This is a genomic window from Sphaerisporangium flaviroseum, from assembly GCF_039537005.1.
Classification (GTDB): domain Bacteria; phylum Actinomycetota; class Actinomycetes; order Streptosporangiales; family Streptosporangiaceae; genus Sphaerisporangium; species Sphaerisporangium flaviroseum.
In genome coordinates this window covers 175331-192106 of the sequence record NZ_BAAAZR010000040.1, presented here as the reverse complement: position 1 = coordinate 192106, position 16776 = coordinate 175331, and the positions used below count along the sequence as shown (strand labels likewise).

Annotated in this window: 11 protein-coding genes; 2 read left to right on the top strand and 9 right to left on the bottom strand. The window is 70.9% G+C overall.

Features of this window, described 5'->3' with window-relative positions:
* Nucleotide 1: 1 nt before the first annotated feature.
* Both ABD810_RS34660 and ABD810_RS34655 read left to right on the top strand, forming a co-directional pair.
* Complete coding sequence (locus ABD810_RS34660; protein ID WP_344950770.1) at nucleotides 2–1909, top strand: fumarate reductase/succinate dehydrogenase flavoprotein subunit; 1908 nt, start codon at nucleotides 2–4, stop codon at nucleotides 1907–1909.
* Nucleotides 1909–2682 carry a succinate dehydrogenase/fumarate reductase iron-sulfur subunit gene (locus ABD810_RS34655; RefSeq protein WP_344950768.1) on the top strand — a complete coding sequence of 258 codons (774 nt, stop codon included), beginning with the start codon at nucleotides 1909–1911 and terminating at the stop codon, nucleotides 2680–2682. Before ABD810_RS34660 ends, ABD810_RS34655 begins: the two co-directional genes overlap by 1 nt.
* 213 nt (nucleotides 2683–2895) lie before the next feature.
* Here the strand turns inward: ABD810_RS34655 and ABD810_RS34650 are convergent, their stop codons facing one another.
* From ABD810_RS34650 to ABD810_RS34610, 9 genes are all read right to left on the bottom strand, one after another.
* Nucleotides 2896–4080: a hypothetical protein gene (locus tag ABD810_RS34650; RefSeq protein WP_344950765.1), complete on the bottom strand. Its 1185-nt coding sequence runs from the start codon at nucleotides 4078–4080 to the stop codon at nucleotides 2896–2898.
* Nucleotides 4081–4180: 100 nt separating this feature from the next.
* The gene (locus tag ABD810_RS34645) at nucleotides 4181–6094 is read right to left on the bottom strand and encodes a hypothetical protein (RefSeq protein WP_344950761.1); all 1914 of its coding nucleotides are present in this window, start codon (nucleotides 6092–6094) and stop codon (nucleotides 4181–4183) included.
* A gap of 105 nt (nucleotides 6095–6199) precedes the next feature.
* The gene (locus ABD810_RS34640; protein WP_344950758.1) at nucleotides 6200–6589 is read right to left on the bottom strand and encodes a (deoxy)nucleoside triphosphate pyrophosphohydrolase; all 390 of its coding nucleotides are present in this window, start codon (nucleotides 6587–6589) and stop codon (nucleotides 6200–6202) included.
* An 81-nt stretch (nucleotides 6590–6670) separates the two neighbouring features.
* Nucleotides 6671–7756, bottom strand: coding sequence for a C40 family peptidase (locus tag ABD810_RS34635; RefSeq protein WP_344950755.1), 1086 nt, complete (start codon nucleotides 7754–7756; stop codon nucleotides 6671–6673).
* Nucleotides 7753–8415 (bottom strand): hypothetical protein, encoded by a 663-nt coding sequence (locus tag ABD810_RS34630; protein ID WP_344950752.1) that lies wholly within the window; start codon nucleotides 8413–8415, stop codon nucleotides 7753–7755. Before ABD810_RS34630 ends, ABD810_RS34635 begins: the two co-directional genes overlap by 4 nt.
* A gap of 2 nt (nucleotides 8416–8417) precedes the next feature.
* Entirely contained in the window at nucleotides 8418–11009 is a 2592-nt protein-coding gene (locus ABD810_RS34625; protein WP_344950750.1) for a type IV secretion system protein, read from the bottom strand.
* 44 nt (nucleotides 11010–11053) lie between these two features.
* Nucleotides 11054–13537: an ATP-binding protein gene (locus tag ABD810_RS34620; protein ID WP_344950747.1), complete on the bottom strand. Its 2484-nt coding sequence runs from the start codon at nucleotides 13535–13537 to the stop codon at nucleotides 11054–11056.
* Nucleotides 13538–13574: 37 nt separating this feature from the next.
* Complete coding sequence (locus tag ABD810_RS34615) at nucleotides 13575–16451, bottom strand: TcpE family conjugal transfer membrane protein (RefSeq protein ID WP_344950744.1); 2877 nt, start codon at nucleotides 16449–16451, stop codon at nucleotides 13575–13577.
* A gap of 38 nt (nucleotides 16452–16489) precedes the next feature.
* Nucleotides 16490–16762 carry a hypothetical protein gene (locus tag ABD810_RS34610; protein WP_425567007.1) on the bottom strand — a complete coding sequence of 91 codons (273 nt, stop codon included), beginning with the start codon at nucleotides 16760–16762 and terminating at the stop codon, nucleotides 16490–16492.
* Nucleotides 16763–16776: the final 14 nt, after the last annotated feature.

The window sequence follows — 16776 nt, the reverse complement described above, 5'->3', positions numbered from 1 at the left end:
AGTGGAAATCGAGCGTCACGACTACGACGTCGTCGTCATCGGAGCGGGCGGCGCCGGCATCCGGGCGGCAATCGAGGCCCGGCAGCAGGGGAAGCGAACAGCCATCGTCTGCAAGTCGCTGTTCGGCAAGGCCCACACGGTCATGGCCGAAGGCGGGGCCGCCGCGGCCATGGGAAACGTCAACTCCGACGACAACTGGATGGTGCACTTCCGTGACACCATGCGGGGTGGCAAGTTCCTCAACAACTGGCGCATGGCCGAGTTGCACGCCAAGGAGGCCCCGGACCGCGTCTGGGAGCTGGAGGCCTGGGGCGCGCTGTTCGACCGCACCAAGGACGGCAAGATCAGCCAGCGCAACTTCGGCGGCCACGAGTACCCGCGGCTGGCCCACGTCGGCGACCGCACGGGCCTGGAGCTGATCCGCACCCTCCAGCAGCGGGTCGTCGCCCTCCAGCAGGAGGACGAGAAGCTGCACGGCGACCCCGAGGCGTTCATCAAGGTCTTCGCCGAGTGCACGATCACGCAGTTGCTGAAGCAGGGCCCCGCCGAGGGTGCCGCCATCAGCGGCGCGTTCGGTTACTGGCGCGAGACCGGCCGCCTGATCTGCTTCGACGCGCCGGCGGTCGTCCTGGCCACCGGCGGCATCGGCAAGTCCTACACCGTGACCTCCAACTCCTGGGAGTACACCGGTGACGGGCACGCCCTGGCGCTGCTCGCCGGGGCCAAGCTGATCAACATGGAGTTCATCCAGTTCCACCCGACCGGCATGGTGTGGCCGCCGTCCGTGCGCGGCATCCTGGTCACCGAGTCCGTACGCGGTGACGGCGGGGTGCTGCGCAACTCCGAGGGCAAGCGGTTCATGTTCGACTACATCCCCGAGGTGTTCAAGGACAAGTACGCCACCACGGAGGAGGAGGCCGACCGTTGGTACAACGACCAGGCCAACAACCGCCGCCCTCCGGAGCTGCTGCCGCGTGACGAGGTCGCCCGGGCGATCAACTCCGAGGTGAAGGCCGGTCGCAACTCCCCGCACGGCGGGGTGTTCCTGGACGTGTCGAGCCGGCTTCCCGCCGCCGAGATCATCAAGCGGCTGCCCTCGATGCACCACCAGTTCAAGGAGCTCGCCGACGTCGACATCACGGCCGAGCCCATGGAGGTGGGTCCCACCTGCCACTACATCATGGGCGGCATCGAGGTGGACGCCGACACCGCCGCGTCGTCGGTGCCGGGGCTGTTCGCCGCGGGTGAGGTGTCGGGCGGCATGCACGGCTCCAACCGCCTCGGCGGCAACTCGCTGTCCGACCTGCTGGTGTTCGGCCGCCGCGCCGGCGCCGGCGCGGCGGAGTACGTCGACGGCCTCGCGGCCCGGCCCGTCACGCCGGAGGAGACGCTGAAGACGGCCGAGATCGAGGCCATGGCCCCCCTCTCGCGGACGGGCGGGGAGAACCCGTACGAGGTCCACCACGAGCTCCAGCGCACGATGAACGAGCTCGTCGGGATCATCCGCAAGGCCGAGGAGGTCAAGGAGGCCCTGGAGGTCGTCGAGAAGCTCAAGGAGCGTGCGGCCAACGCCGGCGCGCCGGGCGGGCGCGTCTACAACCCGGGCTGGCACCTGGCGATCGACCTGCGCAACATGCTGCTCGTCTCCGAGTGCGTCGCCCGCGCGGCGCTGATCCGGGAGGAGAGCCGCGGCGGGCACACCCGTGACGACTTCCCCGGCATGTCGGCCGAGTGGCGGCGCAAGGTGCTGCTGTGCGGGGTCACCCCGGACGGCGAGGTCACGATCGAGGAGAAGAACCAGCCTCCCATGCGGGAGGACCTGATCAAGCTGTTCGACCGGGCGGAGCTCAGTAAGTACGTCACCGGCGATGAGCTGGCGGACTACGACACGCTCGTTAAGGAGTCCTGATGGGTTACAAGGCCAAGTTCCGCATCTGGCGCGGCGAAGGCGGCGAGGGCGCCCTCGAGGACTTCGTCGTGGAGGTGAACGAGGGCGAGGTCGTCCTCGACGCCATCCACAGGTTGCAGGCCACACAGACACCCGACCTCGCCGTCCGGTGGAACTGCAAGGCCGGCAAGTGCGGCTCCTGTTCGATGGAGATCAACGGCAAGCCCCGGCTCGGTTGCATGACGCGGATGTCGACGTTCGAAGAGGACGAGACCATCACCGTGACCCCGATGCGTACCTTTCCCGTCATCAAGGACCTGGTCACCGACGTGTCGTTCAACTACCAGAAGGCGCGCGAGATCCCCTCGTTCACCCCGCCGGACAACGTCAAGCCCGGCGAGTACCGCATGCAGCAGATCGACGTCGAGCGGTCCCAGGAGTTCCGCAAGTGCATCGAGTGCTTCATGTGCAACAACGTCTGCCATGTGATCCGCGACCACGAGGAGAACAAGACCTCCTTCGCCGGTCCGCGGTTCCTCATGCGGATCGCCGAGCTCGACATGCACCCGTACGACGTGGCCGACCGCAAGGACTCCGCGCAGGAGGAGCACGGCCTCGGCTACTGCAACATCACCAAGTGCTGCACCGAGGTCTGTCCCGAGCACATCAAGATCACTGACAACGCGCTGATCCCGATGAAGGAGCGCGTCGTCGACCGGAAGTACGACCCGCTGGTGTGGCTCGGCAACAAGATCTTCAAGCGGTCGAGCTCATCGGGCTCCAAGACCGGTTAGAACGGCGACACCGCACTCGGGCCGCCCACCGTACGGCAGACGGTGGGCGGCCCGTACGCGTGTCAAGGGCCGTACCCGGCGCGTACGCGTGCCGAGGGCCGGACAACCAGCCGGTGGACGCTCGTAGGCCTGCCGGGGGCCGTACTTCAGGCCGTGCGCGGGCAACGGACGCCGTAAGGCCCCGAGGAGCCGTCTGCACGGTCTTTCCGTAGATCAGGAGGAGCCGCGCCGGAAGCGGCCGAGGAGGCCACGGCGGGGCTTTCCGTGCGCCGGTAGCGGGCCTTGCAACGTCGCCTTCTCGCCGCCGGTGGGAGGCTGCCCCGGCACCGGAAAGCCTCCGGCCATCGGCTCGCCGGGAAGCGGCGGGCGTGCGCCGGCGACCGGGAAGGCCGCCGTGGCGTCGGGGCCGTGACCCAGGTGCTCGTAGTCGTCCCTGCGGGGCCACGGCTCGGAGGGCGCGGGCGCCAGCGGAATCTGGGCGCCGTGCCCCTGGCCGTAGGGCGCCTGGTCGTACGGCGCCTGGTCGTACGGGCCGTGCCCCTGCCGGCCGTGCGGCAGCGGAGAGCCCTCTACGGGGTAGCCGCCCTGCACCGGCACGAAGCTGATGATCGGCGCGTACGCCGTGCCGCCGTGGTAGATCGGATAGCCCGGCATGGGATAGGCGCCGGGGAAGTCGTCGCCGCGGTGCCTGCCCGCCGCGCGGGGCCCCGCCTTGCGGATCGCCGCCGCGTGCGCCATGCGCCGGATGCGTCCCTCGAAGATGAACACCCCGAGCATCACCAGGACGGCGAGCAGCACACCGGGGATGGCCAGCTTCCTGCTCAGCTCGAGCTGGTTGTACTCGGGTGACGCGTTGCGGATCTCGATGGGCACCGAGTCGGGCGTCGGCTCCTCGAAGGACGGGCTGGGTTCGGCCGTCTCGGACGGGAGCGGGGTCGGCGTCGGCGAGACCAGCGCCAGCGACACCTGCGGCTCCGGCACCAGGCTCTCCACCGGAGGCTGCGTCGAGGGCAGCGGGTTGGGCGGGATCACCGGCGCCGTCGTGGGCACGCTCTGGGTGGACGGCGGCATGACGGGGGTCCGCGTCACGGTCACCTTGGGAGTCTTCGGCGCCTTGGGCTTGGTGGTCGGCTTGGCCGTACGCGTGATGGTCACCGTCGGAGCGGGGGTGTCGATGATGGTCACCGTCACGGTCGGGTCGGGCTCTTCCGGCTCGGCGCCCGGCTCGTCGGTGATGGTCGGGTCGGTCGGCTCGATCTTGGTGGGCTCGGCCATCACGGCTTGGGCCGCGTTCGCCCGGGGCGCCGTCATCGGCGCGGTCACCAGCAGCACGGCCCCGGTCAGGCCCATCGAGGCCACCACCGCGGACACGGCCGTCATACGCACGCGTCCGCTCACCACTGCCCTCCACCAACTATTGCCTGTCAAACCAATCCACATACTAGTTTGGCAAAAGTAACAGTAAAGGCAGTTTAGCGACACCGCTCCAAGGCGTCTGCTATTTCCGGGATGCCCACCGGCGCCGGAGCTTCAGCTGCAACGCGAGCGCCGCGAGCAACAGGACCACCGCGGCCACGGCGGCGGGCAGGCCCCGCACCATTTCGAGGTCACCTTCCTCCGTATCGGCCGTCAGATCCCGCTTGGCAGGGCGGATCTCCTGAGGGAGGGGCGCGCCCAGGGCCGGAGCCGGCGCAGCGCCCGGGAAGCCCTGCACGGCCGGGCCGGGAACCGGCGCCTGCCCGGCCGCGGCGGCCGGAGTCTGGACGGGCATGGGCGCCGGTACGGCGGCCTGTGCGGGCATGATCGGCGGTACCGTGCCCGCCTGAGGCATCTGGATCCCCGTGGCGCCGAGCGGTGCCACGGCGGGAGCCTGTCCCAGTGCGGGGACGGGAGCGGCGACCGGTATCTGAACGGGCATCGGCGCCGGGAGAGCGTTCGCGACCCTGGCCGGCGCGGCGGGTCTGGCCGGGATGCCGGGGGCCGGGTGCGGGATCGGCGGCGACGCCTTCGCCTTGGCAGGCGTCCGTGTCGCACCGATGAAGGGCTGGGCGAGAGCCGGTGCGGCCCCGGGACCGGAGTGCGCCTTCAGCCCGCCGGTCACCTGGGGCGGCAGGGCCGTCAGGGCGACGAACCTCTCCGGCCTTCGGGCACTCGCGTCGGCCGGGCCGCGAGCTTCCGTGGGCTGAGAAGCTTCGTCAGGACTCACACTGTTTTCGGGTGCTTCTAGGCGCTTTACTGTGCTTTTTGGGGTTTTATCCGTTTTATCCGGAACATTCTTAGCGGCGGTTTCGGGGCTCTCCACCGAGCCTGCGGGCTCCGACAGGAGGTCGACCAAGCCCGGCGCAGCGAAGTACCCCGCTCCCCAGTTTTTATCGACGTCACCCTTCGCGGCCTCAGCCTTCGAGATCTCGCCCTTCGCGGCCTCGGCCTTGCCTGCGTCGCCCTTCGCGGCCTCAGCCTTCGAGATCTCGCCCTTCGCGGCCTCGGCCTTGCCGGCGTCGCCCTTCGCGGCGTCGCCCTTCGGCGTCTCGACCTTGCTGGCCTCGACCTTGCCGGCCTCGGCCTTGCCCGCGAGGGTCTCCCCCTTCGCGGCCTCGCTCTTCGACGCGTCACCGTTCGAAGCCTCGGCCCTGCCCGCTTCCGCCTTCTTCGCGGCGTCGCCGGCCGGATCCTCACCCTTCCCGGCCTGGCTCTTCGCCGCCTCGGGAGCCGCCGGTCCAGCCGATGCGGGGGAGGCGATGTCCGGCACCTTCGGCGCCGCACCGTCCACCGGTGGGCCTCCGGCGGGCCCGGATCCCTCGATGAACCCCGGGCGCGGCGCGTCGCCGCGCGACTCCGGATCGGGACCGGCCCCCTTGGCCCTGGATTCGGACTCGACCTCCGGCTCACCCAGCTCGGGGACGGAGCCCCGCGGGCCCGACGGCTTCACGATGCGGAACTTGACGTCCGCCATGCGGCGGACCCACTGGACGCCTGCCGGGTCCCGCATGTGGGCGACGGCGGTGACGCCGACCATCTCCGCCTCGCCGGGAACCCGCAGCGCCACATCCACGTTCTTGGTGCCCGTGATGTCCTCGAACTCGCAGACTCGCGGATGCGCGGCCGGCTTCACCGGCTTGTCGGCGGCGTCCTCACAGCCGAGCGAGGAGAGCGCGTCCTTCGGCGTGGCGGCCACCGCGAGGCGCGCGCGCCGGGCCGGGCCGCCGAGGCTGATACGGAAGTGCAGGACGTCACCCGCACGGATGGGCGTGCTCGGGCGGCCGGCAGCACCGTCCCGCACCAGACGCACGCTGAGCCGCGCACCGTCCCCAGGATCCGGCGGCTCCGCGGAACCACGCTCCGCCGCGATCGCGGTGAGTGCCGAGCCCCCACCGCTGAGAACCAGCGCCCCAGCGCCGACTACGGACATCACCTGGGCACGTCGCCACCAACCGGCCACAGCAAATCCCCGTCCCCCGATACGATGCGCGACAAACTTGTCACGCTGTGTAACTGTTATCTCACACCGTGCCGGGCTTCAACCCTCGGGGATCAGATCTCGTACGACCCGGACAATGGGCAGGTCGGCGGGCAGCCAAGCGATGTCGAAGAGCTCGTCAGGGGCCAGCCAGCGCAGCGCCAAGTGCTCATGGGGGTGGGGAACCCCCGAGGTCAGGCGGGCCAGCCAGACGCGCATCACATATCCAGGGCTGAGTGGCCAGTCGCCTCCGATCCGGTCCCCCACGGCGATTCCGACGCCGAGTTCCTCCTGGCACTCCCGGATCAGCGCCTCGTGGTCGCTCTCCCCCGGGTCGACCTTGCCTCCGGGGAACTCCCAGCCACCGGCCATCGCGGGCGGCCCGGCACGCTGGGCGGCGAGGAGCCTGCCCCCATCGACGATGGCCGCCGCCACAACAATCCTCTCCATGCGGGTAAAGACTAAGGAGTCTCCACCCGATGTCCCTCAGCGGCGCGGCGAGAATGTGACAAGTGGGCAGAATGACCAGATCTACGTGAGACCCAGCCGCTTGAGCTGCCCGAGAACGGTCGGATTCTGGAGCGGGCGCGTGTACCCGACGATGTTGGGCCGGTCGCGGTAGGTCGCCATCTTGATCGGCCCGCAGAGGGTGCAGCGGGCCTCGACCATCTTGCCGGGGGAGACCACCAGACCGACGTGTCCCGGGTTGTTGGAGGAGGTGCCAGGCCCGGAGTTGAAGAAGACCAGGTCTCCCGCCTGTTCGGAGCCCTTGGGGATCTTCACGCCGAACGGCCACTGGCCGAAGGTGGTGCGCGGGATGGAGAGCCCGGCGGACCGGTAGGCCATGTAGATGATCCCCGAGCAGTCGAAGCCGTCCGGCCCCGTGCCTCCCCAGCGGTACGGCTTGCCGCGCTGGGCCAGGGCGTACTCCAGGATCTTCCGCACGGCGTCGGTGGGGGCCGCCTCGACGAGGGGCGTGTCGCACGCCGGGTCGTCCGCCGGGGGCAGTTCCAGCGTCCCGTCAGAGGCGTACCGCCTGGCGATCTCGAGCACCTGCTCGACGTACCACATCGCGTGGTTGTAGGCGAAGAGTGCCCGCTTCAGGTCGCCTGGAGCGCCGTTGCGCTTGAGCATCTTCGCCGCGCCGAGAACCGCGTCCGCCGGGTTGTAGACGTCCGCGATGCCGTCCTCGTCCCCGTCCGAGGCGTACCCGTTGAACTTGGAGGGGATCTTGATCTTGGCCTTGCCGCCCCACGTGCTGATCAGGAACTGCATCGGCCCGGCCGCGCCCGCGTAGTTGGTGCCGCTCTTCACCCCGGCGAGATTGGAGCGGCCGTGGTCGGTCTCGCGCTTGCCCACGGCGGCCAGAACGGTCCACTGGACGCCGGTCTTCTTGCCCCATTTCTTGTAAATCTGGAGGTAGTTCGAGGGGATGTCCGACTGGGCGGTATCCGAGACGTTCGTGACGTTGGTGACATCGTCGCCGCAGTCGCCCGACGTACCTTCGCCGCCGAGGAAGGAGGGGAACGTGCTCATCAGCATCGGCGCCATGATGAGGGTGACCAGCACGACTCCGGCCAGCCCGACGAGCAGCGCGATGCGCACCCGGGACGTCATTGCGTGGTCCCGTCGCCGGTGTCCCCGTCCTGACCTGCGTCAGCGGGCTGCATGTCGAACACCCGCCAGTCCGTGCCCACCTGGGTGAGGGTGATCGCGTAGTCGGCCCTGCGCTCCTGCGGCCCGCTCTTGGCGGTGATGCGCTGGACGGCGGTGACCACGACCACGACCGACCCCTTGGAGATGTCCCTGATCGACTTCAGCGTCGCCGACCCCTGGGAGATCACCTCATCGGCGCGGTTCTGCTCGACCGTGGCCGGTGTGGTGACGTCCCTGGCGAGGATCACGCCCAGGTCCGTCGTGGTGAAGCCCTTCAGCCGTTCGGCGAAGGAGACGGGATCCTCGTCGTACCGGAACGTCGCGTAGGAGGCGGTGAACCGCTGGGCCACGTCGGCGGCCTGGGCGATCTGCTCCTTGGACAGCGGCAGGTAGCTGTAGATGTCGAAGGAGCCCGGAGTGATCGACGGAGCGGTTGACGCGCCCTGCGACGACGACGCCTGAGGGACGGGGGCCGAGGAGACCACCGCCACCCTGCCGGAAGGCTCGACGCCGTCGGAACCGCCTGACGCGGGCCGCATGGACAGGTAGATGCCGACGGCCGCCAGGGCGACGACCACACCGGCGAACACGAGCCCTCGCCGGTCGTTGACCTGCACCATCGTCAGTCCTTGTCGCGGTCGGCCGGTCGGAGCCAGAAGGGCGCGGACTCCGGCTCACCACGTCCCGAATCGGAGCGTGGCGGCAGCCAGAGCGGCGGAGCCTCGCCGGACCCCGACCGTCCTCCTCCTGACAGCCAGCCGGAGGAGCTTCCCGATGACCTGCCCGGCCTGCCGGAGGAGCCGCCTGACGACCCGCCCGACCCTCCGGAGGAGCCGCTGGACGACCTTCCGGAACCGTTCGAGGATCCCCGGCCGGACGAGCTGTTCGACCTGCCGGACGACCCGCCGAACAGACTGCCCGCCGAACCACCCGAGGAACGTCCCGACGACCCGCCGAACAGGCTGCCCGCCGAGCCGCCGGAGGAACGTCCCGACGAGCCAGACGACCGGCCGGAGGATCCGCCGGACGAACCGGCGGCCGAGCCGCCGCCACCCGAGAAGCCACGCGGGCCACCGGCCGTGGAACGCGGAGCCCTCGGCGCCGTTCCCTCGGAACGGCGGGAGGAGCCACTCGACGAGCCACCGGACGACCCGCCCGAGGAGCCGGACCGTGAGGCCCAGCCGCCGCCGGCCCTGCCGCCGAACCAGCCACCCGCCGATCCGCCGCCTCCCGCACCCGCCCCGGCGCCTGCGCCTGTGCCGGGGCCCGTGCCGGTGCCGGTGCCGGTGCCGGTGCGGACCGCGGGGCGTGGCCCCGTCGCGCCCGGTCCCCCGGCCCGTCCGGACCCGCCCATACGCCCGGATCCGCCGGGACGCCCTGACAGGTTGAGCGGCGGGGCCGCCCCAGGACGCGGGACGGCGGTGCCGCGCCCGGTCGCCTTGCGCCGCGCGCCCGCCTGCCCGTCGGCGTCCAGCGGCGCCGGCTGGGCGCCCACCGGCACGCGGGTACCGGACTGCTGCGTGGCGCCAGGCGCGACCTCCTCGCCCCTGACCCGGCCCTGGGCGACCTGCGAGGCGGTCGCCGCGGCCACGCCGCCACCCGCCATGGCCGCCGCGTTGATGACCGGCTCGGCCTTGCGCAGGCCCCAGCGGCCCACCCGCGCCGCGGCCACCGGCGGCAGCGCGTTCGCGGCACGGGACAGGGTCGGCGCGGAGGCCGCCTCGCCCAGCATCCTGGTGGTGAGGGTGTGCCCGTCCATGGAGGAGAACAGGTGCTGGAAGGGGCGCCGGTAGAAGAACACCGCGATCGTGAGCAGGGCGATGAACATGATCTGCATGCCCCACGGAAGGTTCGTGGAGATGATCAGCGCGTAGCCGTACACGAGCACGCCGAGCACGAGAGCGAGCACGGCCTGGCGCAGCAGCGTGCCGACCAGCATCTCGACCCAGCGCATGGCGATGATGCGCCCGGATCCTGGATGCACGCCGATCAGCAGGAACACCGGGCCGAGGATGAGCAGCAGCAGGAAGCCGATCTTGAGCGCGATGAGCGACACCGCCACCAGGAAGATCAGCACACCGGTGACCATGGCGGCCATCAACGCCCCGATCGCGATGCCGAGCCTGCTGGTCCAGTCCTTGCCCTGGAAGAGGAAGAACATCGGGGTGTTCTCCAGCGGCTTCGCGACCTCTTCCTCGAACCTCGCCTGGTGCGCCCCTGAGCTGGGTCTCTGGCCGGAGGTCTGCTCCTGCGCGTCGGTCGCCTGGATGTCGAGCATCTTGGCCCCGAACGTCTTCACGATGGGGGCGTTGGGGTCGGCCGTGCCGAACGTGCCCATCAGCCACGGCTTGCAGACGAGCGTGGACCACAGCGCGTCGGCGTTCTGCGCCACGCCCGGGGTGCCGCTCTGGCCGTACCCGCCCGGTCCCGCCTTGGCGTTGGTCTGGCCCTTGGTCGGCAGGCAGGACGCGCCACCCGCGCCGGGCAGCCCGCTGAAGGCCGAGTTCACGACCTCGCCGGTCTTGTCGGTCACGGTCTTGCCGAGGCCGGTGAAGTCACCGGGGCGGCTGAAGAACCACACCGCGACCGTCACGGCGAGGATCATCCAGATGACGCCCTCGGCCGTCGTGCTGGCACGCTTGCGGATCAGGCCGTACCAGGCCAGCCAGACCGCGCCGAGCAGGATGATCACCCGCAGGTACGGCCAGTACATGGCGTTGGCCAGGTTCGTGACGATGTCGTCGACAACGTCCTTGATCGACTGGAGTGGGCCTTCGGTGGCCGCCGCCTGGTAGGTCGTGATGGTCATCCGGTCGATGGCCTTGGCCCAGGAGAACACCGTGTTCGCCCAGGCGTTGCCGAGGACCGCCGCCATGTCGGTGCAGCCCAGACCGTAGGTGTGCCAGAACTGCCCGGCCATGCCGTACCGGTCGTAGTTGGTCAGCGGCTCCGCCACGCCCTTGGTGGTCGTCGTGGCACCGGCGCCCGTCTGCCCGCCGACGCCCTGGCCCCCGGTGCTCGCGCCCACGGCCGAGTCGGGTGGCGGCGGCTTGACGAGCCCGTCGACGCCGCCACCGACGATCTCGGGGGCGAGGTCCGGCGACATGTCGCACGGCGCGGCGAGGGCCGCGGTCGGTGAGACCACGATCGGGACCACGACCACGCTCGCGAGGATCGCGAGGACCACAACGACCTTGCGCCGCAACCGTCTCATGCGCTCGCTCCTCAGTCGCGTCACCGGCACGCCCTCACGGCTTTTCATGACCGCACACCCTGCGAGGTCCCCGACCTGCTCACTCCCCCACGACGCTCCTGCGCGTTCTCGTCGGGTCTGTCGTGGGTCGGGTTGGTGTCCAGCCAGCGCAGGAGATCCTCGGAGATGAGGTCGACCCCGATGCGGCCGGCCCGGCCGTCCAGATCGCGGAAGATGCACTCTCCGTTGCCCAGCGCGCGCAGCGCGGCCTTGTGCTCCTCGGACGGCTCCACGCCGAGCAGCGCCATCACGTGGTCGACCTCGACACGCTCGGTCGAGCGGAAGGCGAACACCGAGGACAGACAGTTGGTGACCTGCTCGTTCAGCAGGTCGCCCGCGTTCTGCGAGACCAGGACCAGCGCGGTGTTCCTCGACCGGCCCATGCGCGACACCTCCGGAACCAGCTTCGCCCCTTCGGGCGTGGAGGTGATCGCCCACGCCTCGTCGAGGAAGATCGCCTTGGGCGCCCTGCGGTCGAGGCCGTTCATCAGCCGCCGGGCGAACTGCGACACCAGGTAGAGCAGCGCGACCGAGAGGCGCTGCTCGTAGGAGTAGTCGTCCCGCGCCGTGGTGACGTCGGGAAGGGTCAGCCCACCCAGGGTGAACACCGTGGTCCACCCTTCGGTGTCGATCTGCTCCCCGCCGGAGGGGTCGAAGCACAGCCGGGCGAGCCGCATCTCGGCCATCGAGCGGAGCACCGCGCCCAGGTTCCTGGACGCGGGATCCTCGGCCGCCTCAAGGTGGTCGATGACCCGGCCGAGCGACGGGCTGGGCCCGTTGGACACCGTGGAGACGGCCTGGATCATGGCCGACTCGCGCTCCTCCGACATGCGCGGAAGCAGCAGGCGCAGGGTCTCGGTGGCCATGGTCTTCTTGGCCGCGATGTCGTCGCCGAAGGAGAACGGATCGAGCAGGCCGGGGGCCGCGGAGCCCAGCGGGATGATGCGCGCCTTGCGCCCGCGCTTCTGCAGGAGCCGGACCAGCGACTCGGCGTCGCCCTTGGGGTCGATGACCGCGACGGTCACCCCGCGCAGCGCCATCTGGTAGATGAGCAGCAGCGCGAGGGTGGTCTTGCCGCCGCCCGGCTCCCCGGTGATGGCGATGGCCGTCGGCCGGTTCCTCGTGGCGGCCACCAGCGGATCGAAGTGGACGATGGAACGTGCCCGCCCGAGGGTCTCCCCGATGTACGGCCCGGCCCACCCGGCCCCGCTCTCGTCGACGCGGTCGCCGAGATCGACGGTGGCCGTGGCCATCCCGCCCGCGATCGTGCGCAGCGGCTGCCGCTGGGCGTAGGCGTTGACCCGCACGCGCTCGCCCGGCAGCGCCTCGCAGAACAGCGAGAACTGGTCGCCCGTCGAGTTGACGATGTCGATGCCCATGTCGCGGTAGTGCTCCACGACCGCTTCGACGCGCTGGACGCACATCTCCTCGGTGGGAGCCGCCACGATCAGCCGGTGCCAGCCGTACACGAACGGCAGCCGCTCCTTGGTGATGCCGTGCTCCAGCATGCGGGCCGCGTCGATCTGCTCGGCCAGGGCGATCGGCGCCTCCGCGCCGGCCTCACGGATGTGGATGTCCATGTCACGGGCGTGCGCCAGCTTGCGCGCGACGTCCTTGCTCGCCTTGATCGGAGGGATCAAGCGCATCCGCGAGCTGACCTCCACCGGAAACGGTAACTGGTCGATGAAGTGCAGCCACGGCTCGCCGTCCGGGAACGGCATCAGGTCGGGGAACCGCGCGAACGACAGGTGCGCGACGTAGGAGTCGCCCGCCGGCTGCTCGATGCGCAGCAGTGACCGGCCGTTGTGGATCTGGCCCTCCACCAGCGACTCCACCTCGCCCTTGCCCCATCGCCTGGACGGGGTCGCCGACGGCGGCGGATCGCCGAGCGAGCCCGACGCGGCGTGCCGGAACAGCCACGCGATCTCACCGGACGAGGCGTGGCGGGCGTACAGGGCGCTGGAACCGAGGGCGCGGCCGAGGCGCTCCGCCTGTTCGGTCCACTTGTTGATCTCGTTGTCGGGGACGTGGTCGTCTTCCAGCCCGAGGGTCTTCTCACTGCGCTGGTAGAAGCCGAGCATCTGCGCGAGCACGCCGGTGCCGAGCTGGGCGCCGCGAGGCCCGAGCCGCACCCCGAGGAAGACCTCCTTGCTCCAGAAGTCCTTCGCCCAGACATGCCGGTACATGTCCTCGAGGTAGTCGCGCCAGCCCTCCCCCTCGTCCGAGGTGGCGTTGAGCGCCATCGCCCAGTCGGCGGCGGGATAGGCACGGTGGGCCACCCGCAGGTGCACCTCCGCGTCGGTCATGCGGATGGCGGCCAGGGCGATGGTGATGTTGGTGGCCAGTGCCTCCCGCTCCTCCGCGGTGACGAACTCATAGCTCACCGTCGGAAGCCGGAAATATGCCCACGCTGACGAGTCGGTAAGGAGGATCCGGTCGTCGAAATAACGCACGGCCAGTCTGCTTCTCGACCGCGACGATTTCCCCATCAGCCGGTCCGCTCCCCGCGCCGGGCTCGCTCTCTCGTCACTGAGCCACTTCCTCCTCGCTCGGGCGGCCGGCCGCCGCCAGGCCGCTTGCCACAACTCCGGCGAGGGCGATGTACGCCCTGCGCCCTCCGGACCTGAGATGCGTCAGTTGCGCGGGACCGGCATGTCCGGGGGCGAGCTCGTCCTCCCAGGGGACGCGGACGATCGCGCGGCAACGGCCGCGGGCCACCGCCTCCGCCTGCTCCACGCCGCCCATGCTCCGCCGGCTGACACCGTTGATCACCATGATCGCCCGCCGCCGGAGCTCGGTGGACCCGTGCCCGTCGAGCCAGTCGAAGGTCATGGCCACCGCCTCGGGCGCGTCCTCGCTCGCCGGCGCCACCAGGATGAGCTGGTCGGCGTGCGGCAGCATGCGCGCCGCCACGGACGCGGCGGGATCGACCAGGATGAGCCTGTAGTGCCGGTCGAGCACCCGCATGGCCTGCGCGAGCCGCTCGTCGGAGAAGAGCCCCTGGTCGGCGAGGCGCCGCGCCGCCGCCGCGTCGGAGTCGGACCCGATGACCTCCAGCCCCGACTCGCAACGGGTGGTGTACGTCCGCATGCTGAGGTAGCCGCTCACACCGTCGAGGCCGGCCAGCAGGGAGGTCAGCGTCTCCGGCGAGTCGGCCGGGATGCGGCCGGTCATCGTGTGGTCACCGGTGTTGGCGTCGACCGCGACGACGCGGTCCTCGCGGTAGCGGGCGAGGGTGTGGCCCAGCATCAGCGCGGTGGTGGTCTGTCCGGCGCCGCCGGTGCAACCGAGCACGACGACGCGGCGGCTGCCGGTGAGAACCGTGCGTGCCCTCGCCTCGTCGGTCTCGATCCCGTCGTTACGGCTCGGAGCGCCGCCGCCGACCACCACCTGGGCCAGACGGCGCCAGCCGCCGGACTGGTCACGGCCCACGACGGACTCGACCCGGCGCACACGCGGCTCGTCGCCCGTACGGGGCACCGGCACGGGAACGGAGGGCGCGGCGGGATCGGCCGTCCGCCCCGACGCCGCCGGGACCGTGCGGATGGACAGCGGAGGGGGCGCCTGCTCGCGGGCCGTGGAGCGCACCGGGATCCTCGGCGGGGCCTGCTTCGAGGGCGCCGCGGGCTTGGACGGCACCGCCTGCTCCGGCCCGACCTGCCCGGAGCCCGTGGCCAGTGGCGTCTCGGGGGTGCGCGACCGGGAGGCCGGCCAGACCGTACGGGCCTCGGGGAGGCGGCTGTGGGCGGCGGGACGCGGCGGCTGGCCCTTGCGGTGCTTCTCTCGGACGTCCGGCTCGGCATCGGGAGCGGCCCCCGCCGGCGCGTGTGCCTGAACCCCGGTCATGGAGCCTTCCGCCATAGCCGCGGGGTTCTTCTCGGCACTGGCCGTGCCCTCCGCGCCCGCAGGCGTGCTCTGGAGCCCTGTGGAGGGAACCTGGGGTGCGGCGGCCGCTTGGTGCTCTGGCCCGGCCGTTTGACGTCCGGGGTAGGCGATCTGCGGGCCGGATGCCGATTGAGGGCTGGACGCCGGCCGAGGGCCGGATGCCGACGCGCCGCGGCTCTCGGCGGAGGCCGCGAGCCTCCGCAGGCGGCGCAGCGCTTCGGTGCCGATCGGCGCGGGAGCGGACGGCCCCGCCTCCGGCTCGCGGGCGGCCGGCGTGGATGAGACCGTCTCCGGCTCGTGGACGGGCGGCGGGGCTTGCGGCCGCACCGCGGACAGCCCCGAGACGGCGGTCTCCGCGACCGCGGGCCGCTCCGCCTGCGGTCCAGCGGGCGTGGTGCCGAGAACCTCCGGGCTTCCGGCCGGGGGCTTGGCGGACACACCGGGCACCGTGGGAGGAAGCAGCACCTTCGAGGCGGCCGGCGGGAGTCTGTAGACCACCGGCTCGGCGGGCGGCTGCGGATTCGGCCGGGGAAGACCGGTGATGCCGCCCGGCTTCTGACTCCGGGGGTCGACCACCCGCTCCGGCTCCGGTGCCCGCGATTCGGGGACGCGGTCCGGCCTGGCGACCGGGTACTCGGCGGCCCGGTCCGGCTGGTACGCCGGGGACTCGGGGACGCGGTCCGGCCGGGAGGCCAGGGATTCGGCGGCCCGGTCGGATGTGAGCCTCGGGATCTCGGTGATCCGGTCCGGGGACGGGCCGGAGGCGCCGGTGGACCGCGCGGTGGCGGAACCAGGAGGAAGCGCGGCGGCGGGCTGGTTGACCACGCTGCCCCAAGTGACGCGCGGCCTCTCGGACACGCGCACCGGCCTCTCGGACACGCGCACCGGTGACTCGGTCACGCGCAGCGGTGTCTCGGCCGCAGGCAGCGCGGCCGCGGCCGCCGCGGCGGCCGCCACGGCCGGACGTACCTCGCCCGGAGCGGGCACGCCTCGACGCGAGCCCTGCTTGACGGACGGAAGCTGCCGCGAAGGGCTCCAGGCCTCCAGCGGCCTGCGCCGGGGCGCGGTGTGCTTGGGCCTCGCCCTGGTGCCACGCCGGGCCTTGGCGGCCGACTTGACGGAGTCGGCCGACACCAGACGCGCGGCGTCCGGAGCCGAGCGCCACACCCTGGCCGAGAACGTGATCTCGTCCGGCTCGTCGACCGGCGCGAGGCGGCACCAGGTCTTGGGCTCACCCAGGTAACGGACCTGGGACTGCAACAACTCGTTGAGCCGCTTGCTCTCGATCACCGGCCGGGTCGACAGCCAGGTCACGATTCCCGGTGGCACGAGGTAGAGGACGTGCCAGGGCGCGTCGAAGGGGATGTTGACGAGCGCCAGAAGGATCGACCATGGGACCAGAACGCCCACGAACACACCGATCCAGACGATCGGAAGCGGCATCGGCAGCCGGAGGTCGTACAGCTTGTAGAGCCGCTTCTCAATGCGCCAGATATTGGTATAGGTAGGCAGGTCCACCCGATCCTCCTCTCCCTCTCACGGCCATCGGGTCGCGCTCACTTGATGCCGAGCGCTCCCGCGATCGCCCTGGCCGTCACCTCGATGACGTTGGGCACATAGAAGATCACACCGATGGCGATCGCCAGGATGATGAACTGCACGAATCTGGTGATCTCCCGCGTGAAGAGGAAGAAGATCGCGACCACGGAGACCACGACGAGGAACAGCGGGGCGAAGAACTTCCGCAGGAAGTCCGCGAGACCCGCGGTGTTCACTCCACCTGCCGGCGGCGCCGACGGTGCCACGGCCTCCAGCGCGTTCTCCACGATGATTTTCAGAATCA

Coding starts and splice junctions, on each gene's coding strand:
- ABD810_RS34620 (WP_344950747.1), bottom strand. CDS start 13,537: ATGGGGAAATCGTCGCGGTCGAGAAGCAGACTGGCCGTGCGTTATTTC.
- ABD810_RS34625 (WP_344950750.1), bottom strand. CDS start 11,009: ATGAGACGGTTGCGGCGCAAGGTCGTTGTGGTCCTCGCGATCCTCGCG.
- ABD810_RS34655 (WP_344950768.1), top strand. CDS start 1,909: ATGGGTTACAAGGCCAAGTTCCGCATCTGGCGCGGCGAAGGCGGCGAG.
- ABD810_RS34630 (WP_344950752.1), bottom strand. CDS start 8,415: ATGGTGCAGGTCAACGACCGGCGAGGGCTCGTGTTCGCCGGTGTGGTC.
- ABD810_RS34635 (WP_344950755.1), bottom strand. CDS start 7,756: ATGACGTCCCGGGTGCGCATCGCGCTGCTCGTCGGGCTGGCCGGAGTC.
- ABD810_RS34640 (WP_344950758.1), bottom strand. CDS start 6,589: ATGGAGAGGATTGTTGTGGCGGCGGCCATCGTCGATGGGGGCAGGCTC.